Source organism: Lentisphaerota bacterium (assembly GCA_016873675.1).
In the GTDB taxonomy this organism is placed as follows: Bacteria; Verrucomicrobiota; Kiritimatiellia; order RFP12; family JAAYNR01; genus VGWG01.
This window is the reverse complement of sequence record VGWG01000034.1, coordinates 20,576-27,737: the sequence shown is the minus strand read 5'-3', so window position 1 is coordinate 27,737 and position 7,162 is coordinate 20,576. Positions and strand designations below refer to the sequence as shown.

The 7,162-nt window shown below is 62.9% G+C and carries 1 protein-coding gene; it reads left to right on the top strand.

What is annotated here, in order from left to right; translation table 11 throughout:
• Window positions 1-3,836: 3,836 nt before the first annotated feature.
• Window positions 3,837-7,145: a formylglycine-generating enzyme family protein gene (locus FJ222_06190; protein MBM4164014.1), complete on the top strand. Its 3,309-nt coding sequence runs from the start codon at window positions 3,837-3,839 to the stop codon at window positions 7,143-7,145.
• Window positions 7,146-7,162: the final 17 nt, after the last annotated feature.

The window sequence follows — 7,162 nt, the reverse complement described above, 5'->3', positions numbered from 1 at the left end:
CGTGCTGGCGGCCGCGTCGCTGTCGGCGCAGGAGGCGGATCAGGTGCCCACCTCCTACGGCGATGCGAGCAAGGTGGATACCCCGATCCTGCGGGTGCCCTTCATGGCCAAACCGCCGCAGCTCGACGGCATTATGGCTCCGGGGGAATGGGACGACGCCTCGGCGCTGTCGGCATTCCGGTATGACATTCACTTCGGCATGTTCAAGTTCCTGGCCCCCCACCAGACGCAGATTCAACTCTACGCAGGTTACGACCACGAGAATCTCTACTTCTGCCAGAGTTCGCCGATCTACCCGGAAGATTCCTGGCTGAAGGCGCGAGGACGCTATCCGGACACGCTCACGCATCCACTGTACGGCATGCTCTGGGATGACCATGTCGAGCTGGAAATCCGGCCAGTCGAGGATCTGGCCCTGGGCGAGAAACTCGGGCTGCTGCGGTGGGACGTCAATCCTATCGGCACGGTCAACGACTGGTATTACAGTGTGGCGAAGGGACAGGATTTCAAGTGGAACGCCGGGGCAACTATCAAGACCGTGGCCGATGGCAAGCGCTGGGTCATCGAGTACAGCATACCGCTGAAGTCGTTGTGTTATGGTCTGTATGACGGCAAGCAGGAGGATGGCCGCCCCCTGGTGGCCATCCCGCCCCCGGACGGGACCGCCTACCGGATCTGGTTTGCGCGCGGCATCGGAGGCAGCGGAGCGTTCTTCAACAACTTTGACGACACAGACTGGCTGATCACGAAGACGAAACTGATCTTTGATTCCAAGTCACCGGTTTTCCAGCTCAACGATCTGGGCCGGATCATGGACAATCAGATTGACCTTCAGATCACGCTGAAGAATCACAATACCCGGTCGGAAACGGTACGGCTCGGCTTCCATGTCGAGAGCGAAGCGGGATCTGTCTATTCGAGCTACACGTCCGCAGAAATCCCCAACGGGCTGGTCGAACTGCGGCCGGGCGAGATGCGCAAGCTGCGGCTCCGCTCCGCGGCGCCCAAGATGACGCTCGACGGCAACGTGCTGTGGTTCGATGTGCGCAGCGCGGGCGTGCCGGCGAAGATTCTCTTCCAGACGCGCCTGACCAAGTTTCACCTCATGGATGGCGGCATGGCCGGCAGCCCGGCGCAGCCCTTCCGTGAGCGGCGCATGGACGTCATCAAGACGCTGCGGCCGGAGCGTATACCGTATTTCGATTTCCGAGTGGAAGTGTCACCCTATACCAAGCGCCTGTCGGCCGTGCTGGACCGCGGCATCGTGGGCGTCAAGGAAGAGGTGCTGACTGCGGTCGAGGCCCAGTTGATCGTCAAGAATATCGTCGAGGGCGAGGAGACTGATGTCCATGAGTTCCGGGCGCCGGTGATCGGTAACTTTGCGGTATTCGACGTGGTGGCCAGCAACCTGGTGCCCGGCGAGGTGTACAGCGTCACCGCGCTGATGTTTGACGAGAACATGAAAATCGTCGGCGAGCAGATCCAGAAGGAACCGTTCATCAAGCTCAATTCCGGTGTCAACCCCCACACCAGCGCCACCCGCAGCGACACGTTCAACGTTTTTCCCTGGGCGCAAAAGTCGGTCGGGAGCGAGGACCGCGCGCGGGAGGACTTCACGGCGCATAAGAAGCCGCCGTCATTCAGCAGGACCGACAGCTTCCAGGTCTCCCCGTGGATGAACAACAAGGTGGGCCTCCTGGACGAGGTCTGGGAGCCGTTCACCCCGATCCGCGCGACGGACAGCGGCTTCGAGACGTTGAAGCATCGCTTCACGCTCGATGCGTCCGGTCTCCCGGCGCAGATCGAGATTCTGCCCGACGCGCGCGAACTGCCGCTGGAACTGCGCGCCAGCGGAAAGGCGCCGGCCGATGTCCTGAAGGCCATGGGCCGCGGCGCGCAGTTCCGCGCCCCGATGCGCCTGGAAGCTGTCGTGGGGGGCAAGCGTGTGCCCGCCAAGGTGACGACCCCCGCCAAGGCGGTGCGCACCGGCAAGAGCGAAATCGAGTATGCATCCGCCCTGCAGATCGGCCCGGTTCCGGCGGAACTCAAAGTCCGCTACGATTGCGACGGTTCGATGCGCGCCTCGCTGCGCTACGGCGGCGACGTGCCGGTTAAAGTTGATCGCCTGGAACTGGTGACGGATGTTGCCGGAACCGTGGATCTGGCGTTCTCCGATACCGGATCGAGCCTGAATGACACCGACGCGGACCGCGGCGAGTGCGGTCTGTCTGACAAGCCCGGCGTGCTTTGGGACAGCACGATGACGAAGATGGAGCTGTTCTACACGCGATTTGTGCCGTCGTTCTGGTTCGGCAGCGCCGACCGGGGCTGGTCCTATTACTGCAACAGCGATCGCGGCTGGATCCTCGATCGTGACGGTTCAACCATGCAACTGGAGCGGGACAATGCCGGGAATGTGACGTGGCGGGTGGCGTTCGTGAACCGTCCGGCCGAGGTTCATGGTCGGCGCGCGATCGATTTCGCCATCCTGACCCATCCGGCCAAGCCCAAGCCGGAAAACTTCCGCCAGCATGCCTGGCACTATACCGTGGGAAAAATATGGGCGCAGATGGAGATCCATGCCACGGCTAACTGGGACGCGTCGGCGGAGCTTTTCACCTATCTGGTTGATGACCAACGCCTGCGGGATTGGTGGCAGTCGGCTGCAGGCGCGTCGCAGCAGGCGCCGGACGACCAGCGCACCGTGTGGCGCAAAGACTCCCCGCCCTATCACCGCTATGGCTTCGGCGGGGGTGCCGCGGCCATGAACCTGCCGAGTATGGACCGGCTTTTTGAAGACAAGGCCGCTTTCTACCTGGGACGGATGATCAGCTTCGGACGGCGGGTGGGCTGGTGGATGAACGACTATTCGCCGATCTCCAAGTCACAGAGCACGGCCAAGGAGGATGCCTACTTCCGGCCGCTGAATGAAGTGGGCAAGGACGAATTGCCCTGGCACCCGGGGTTCCTGGCCTTCCAGATGCGGGACCTTTACAAGCGGCTGGCCCGCGTGCATGCGGTGAACAACGTCCCCCCGCGCCAGCAGGTCAAGTCCAACAACGCGGGCCGGCTGCTGGAATCGTACCTGTGGAACACGGTCATGATGCGCGGGGTGGGCGCCGAGGTCGGCTCGACTGACGTGGATTTGATTTCGCGCTATCCCAACTCGCTTTACCGCACGATGGCGATGAACTACGCCGGCGTCATCACGACGCTGATGCCCGACAAGTGCCCGGTGGGGCCGGGCGACGATCGACGTTTCGACCGGCAGAAGCTGGGGCTGGCGCTGCTGCACGATTTCGGCGTGGCGCGCGACGGCACAGACAGCAGTTTCCGGGGCGGACCGCAAGGCCTTTTCCAAAACGCCGACGAAGCCGTGCGGCTCATCAACCGCCTCGAAAAATTCGGATTCTTCCGGGATGACGACGTTGAGAAGTTGCCGTTCTGGCGCAATGATGCGCAGGTGCGCATGGGCGACAAGCCCGGCGAGGAGACCCAGGTGCGCGTGACGGTGTACCGCCGGCCGCTGGACAACGGCAAGGGATACCAGGCGATTTTCGTGATCCTGAACGAGACCGACGGCGACATCGAGCTGCCCCTCGACATTCGCGATTCGAAGCGGGTTCTGGGCGGATCGAACACCCTGCGCGCCGGCGACATCGCCGCGCGCAAGAAAGTGCCGGAGGTTGTCAAGGCCGCCTGGGCCTTAGAGGCAAAGTCTGCGGCTATGCCGGCGCTGCGGGATATCGAGACCGACGAACTGATCCTGCGGGCCGGGGACAAGGGCGAACGGTACGGGCCGGTGTTTGTGCCGTATCACGATTACCGCGTGCTGTATGCGGAGTGCAGGCAGTAGGAGGTGTCAGGTGTCAGTGGGAGGAGAGATCATGAGCATGAGAAAGAAGATGTGTCCCTTTTATTCATCGGCGGTAGCGCTGGCCACGGCCTTGTTCGTGGTTGTTCTTCCGGCGCGCGCGGATGTGGCGTTGGTGAATCGCACGGTCACGACGCCCCGCCATACCTTCACCGTGGACGATATCGGCCTGCCGGCTCAATTGGAGATCCAGGCGTTCACGAATGACATCCCGCTGGCCTTTCGCGCCGAGAAGAAATGGTCGGATTCCCTTCTCAAAATGGTGTCGCGCGGGCCTCAGTTGGCGTCGCCCATGCGGATTGAGGCGACGGTGGATGAGGTTGTGATTTCCGCCAAGACCGACGCGCCGGCCGTGTTGACCCGGACGGACACAGGCGTGGAAGCCGCGGCGACTTGGCAGGCGGGGTCCCTGAAGGGCCGTCTGAGCCTGCTGTACGCGAACGACGGATCGCTGACAGGGCAACTGACCTATGACGCCAGAGGAATCGATCTTGAGCGGCTTGACATGGTGATGGAGCTCAGCGGCCCGGTGGACACGGCGATCGCGGGCAATCCGGCGGAGGCTCTCGCAGGTAATCAGCCCCTGGCACCCGGCTACGGATCACTGGATTCGACGCCCGGCATGCTGTGGAGCGACGGCGCCGCTCCGGCGGGCGAGGGCAGCGGGCACAAGGGATTGATCCGTCATTTTTTCCTCGGCAACGGTGATCGCGGTTTTACGTGGCTGGCAAACGGCGAACCCGGCTTTGTGATTGGCGGCAAGGAACCTTCAATGACCGTCGAGCGCAAGCCGGATGGCACGATCTTCTGGACGATCGCCATTGCCAATCAGGCTCCCCGCGGCGGCGAACAAACGGCCGGTTTCACGCTGTTGGTGCATCCTTCCCGGCTGCCGGCAGCGGACCGGCGGCGGCAGCAGTGGCAGCCCTGGACGGAGCAAGCGGCGACGCCTGCTCTTGACGCCGCATCGCGCGGCGCCATCACCGGCAGCAATGTGCTGATCCGAGCGGAGGCCGCGTCGGTTTGCGAAGCTGTTGCAACGCGCACCATTCTGGAAGGCGCGGTCGGCGGCGACGCCCTGACGGCGGCGGCGACGATCGCTGATCGTTTTCCTCTGGCGCTGTTCCGCTATCTCGCCGCGCCGCACACGGCGCTGGCCGTGCAACTGCGCTCGAACGGCGGGGCGCTGGCCACGCCGGGCGGATCGCCCGCAGTGGATAACATGATCCTGGGCCGCGCGCTGCTGCACGATATCGGCGTGAACATCGTCGGCCTGGCCAGCCGCGCCAACGCCGCCGACGTGGTGAACGCGCTGGAGGACTTCGGCTACTTCAAGGACGACGGCCAGACCGAGTTTCTCCCGTACTGGCGCGCCGAAAACTTCGGCATCGGCCTCGTCCGCTATGGCGGCGATTTCGAGGCCGAAGCCAAAGCCGGCTTTGCGGTCACCACGGAGAACCCGGCCGCGCGCGTGCGCGTGTCCGTGTTCATGCGGCCGGACGGGAACAAGAGTGAGCCGGCCCGCAAGGCGATGATGGTGCTCGTGAACGAAAGCGACAAACCGGTTCGGGAGTTGCTGCTCATCGAGAATCCCGGCTACCTGTTCGGCAGCTACAACAAGATCACATCCGACGACATCCTGGCCGAACTGGACTATTCGCGAATCCCCGACGACAGCGACTGGCGCCGCAGCAAATCCATCGAGACACGGCCGGCGCTGGACCAGAAAGAGATCAAGGTGGCTCTCAAGTTTAAAACGTTTACGGATAAGAAGATCAGTGGCTCAGCCGCCGTTGGCTGTTTGAAGGATCTCATCTCCAACGGCACTGTTCAGACGAGCAAGATGGGCCCCGGCTTTGCTCTGTATGGTCCGATTCATATTCCGGCGCGCGGCATGCGGCTGCTGATGGGCTCCGGGGCGCCACCAGGCGGCGTGCTCGGTTCGGTCTGGAAAGTGTCGAAAGACGGCAAGCGCACGCCGGTCGCTGCCGCCCCGGTGTATGTCTTTGCCTTTCAAAGTGACCGAGTCGAGGTGGTGGAGAAAATGGAGTTGTGCAAGGTGAAGCCGATAGCCACCCTCCACACGGCCGAGGACGGCACGTTCCGCTTCCCGCTTAGCAATTTCGGAGACGCTGTCACAGTGGTGGCGGAAGTGGACGGCAAGCTCTATCCGGACCGGCAGGTCCTTGAGCGTACGAAGGACGGCGGTATCGCCGCTTTCTGGCCGGTGACGAAGCTGAAACAGACAGTTTCGCGTGGCTCAAAAGAAAAGCCAGACATTTTTTACTGGGCGGAATGCGTGATCGAGGCGCTGGAAGGCAACTCTATGCCCCAGATTGCCGATGGTCCCGCGAAGCCGGAGATGGGCAAGCCTTGGACCGCGCCGCATACGGGTATTGAGTTTGTCTGGATCCCGCCCGGCGCGTTCGATATGGGCAGTCCCGAGTCTGAAGCCGGTCGGTCGGCAAACGAGACGCGCCACCGTGTGACCCTCACCAAGGGGTTCTGGATGGGCAAGTACGAGGTCACGCAGGGCCAGTGGATGCGGGTCAGGGGCGACAACCCGTCGCAGTTCAAATACGCTGGCGACCGTGCACCGGTGGATAACGTCTCCTGGGCGGATTGTCAGTTTTTCATCGTTGCGCTCAACGCCATGGCCAAGGGGACCGGCGTGCGCTACCGGCTGCCGACCGAAGCGGAATGGGAATATGCCTGCCGGGCGGGGACCCAGACCGCGCTCTACAATGGACCGCTCACCATCAAGGGGACGCTCAACGGTCCAGAGTTGGATGAGATCGCCTGGTACGGCGGCAACAGCGGTGTCACGGGCGGATGGGGGTTCGATACGCGCAACTGGCGTGATCGCCAGTTCGACAGCGCCCGATCCGGCACGCATCCCGTGGGACAGAAGAAACCCAATGCCTGGGGCCTGTATGATATGCTTGGAAACGTCTCCGAGTGGGTCGGTGACAACTACACCAACGACCTCGGCACGGCCGCTGTCACCGATCCCTTCAACAGTCCGTTCGAAGGAGATGCTGGAGTTGTCAGGCTGTTTTCGGGCATGGCTGCAGACAAAAAGGGTGCCGTCGTGACGCTTCGCGGCGGCTCGTGGTACCGGATTCCGTCCGGATGCCGGGCGGCGTATCGCCAGCCGGATCTGGCTCCGCACGGCGAGCACGCGCCGCCGACCGACAGTTTCGACACCGGGCTCCGTCTCGTCTGCGAATTAGTAGAGGAAGCCGCTCCCGACCCAAATCCTTTAAAATAGAGGGCTAATGCAACGTC

What these genes read in the sequence shown, in the direction of transcription:
- FJ222_06190 (MBM4164014.1), top strand. Translation starts at nt 3,837, where the DNA reads ATGCGGAGTGCAGGCAGTAGGAGGTGTCAGGTGTCAGTGGGAGGAGAG.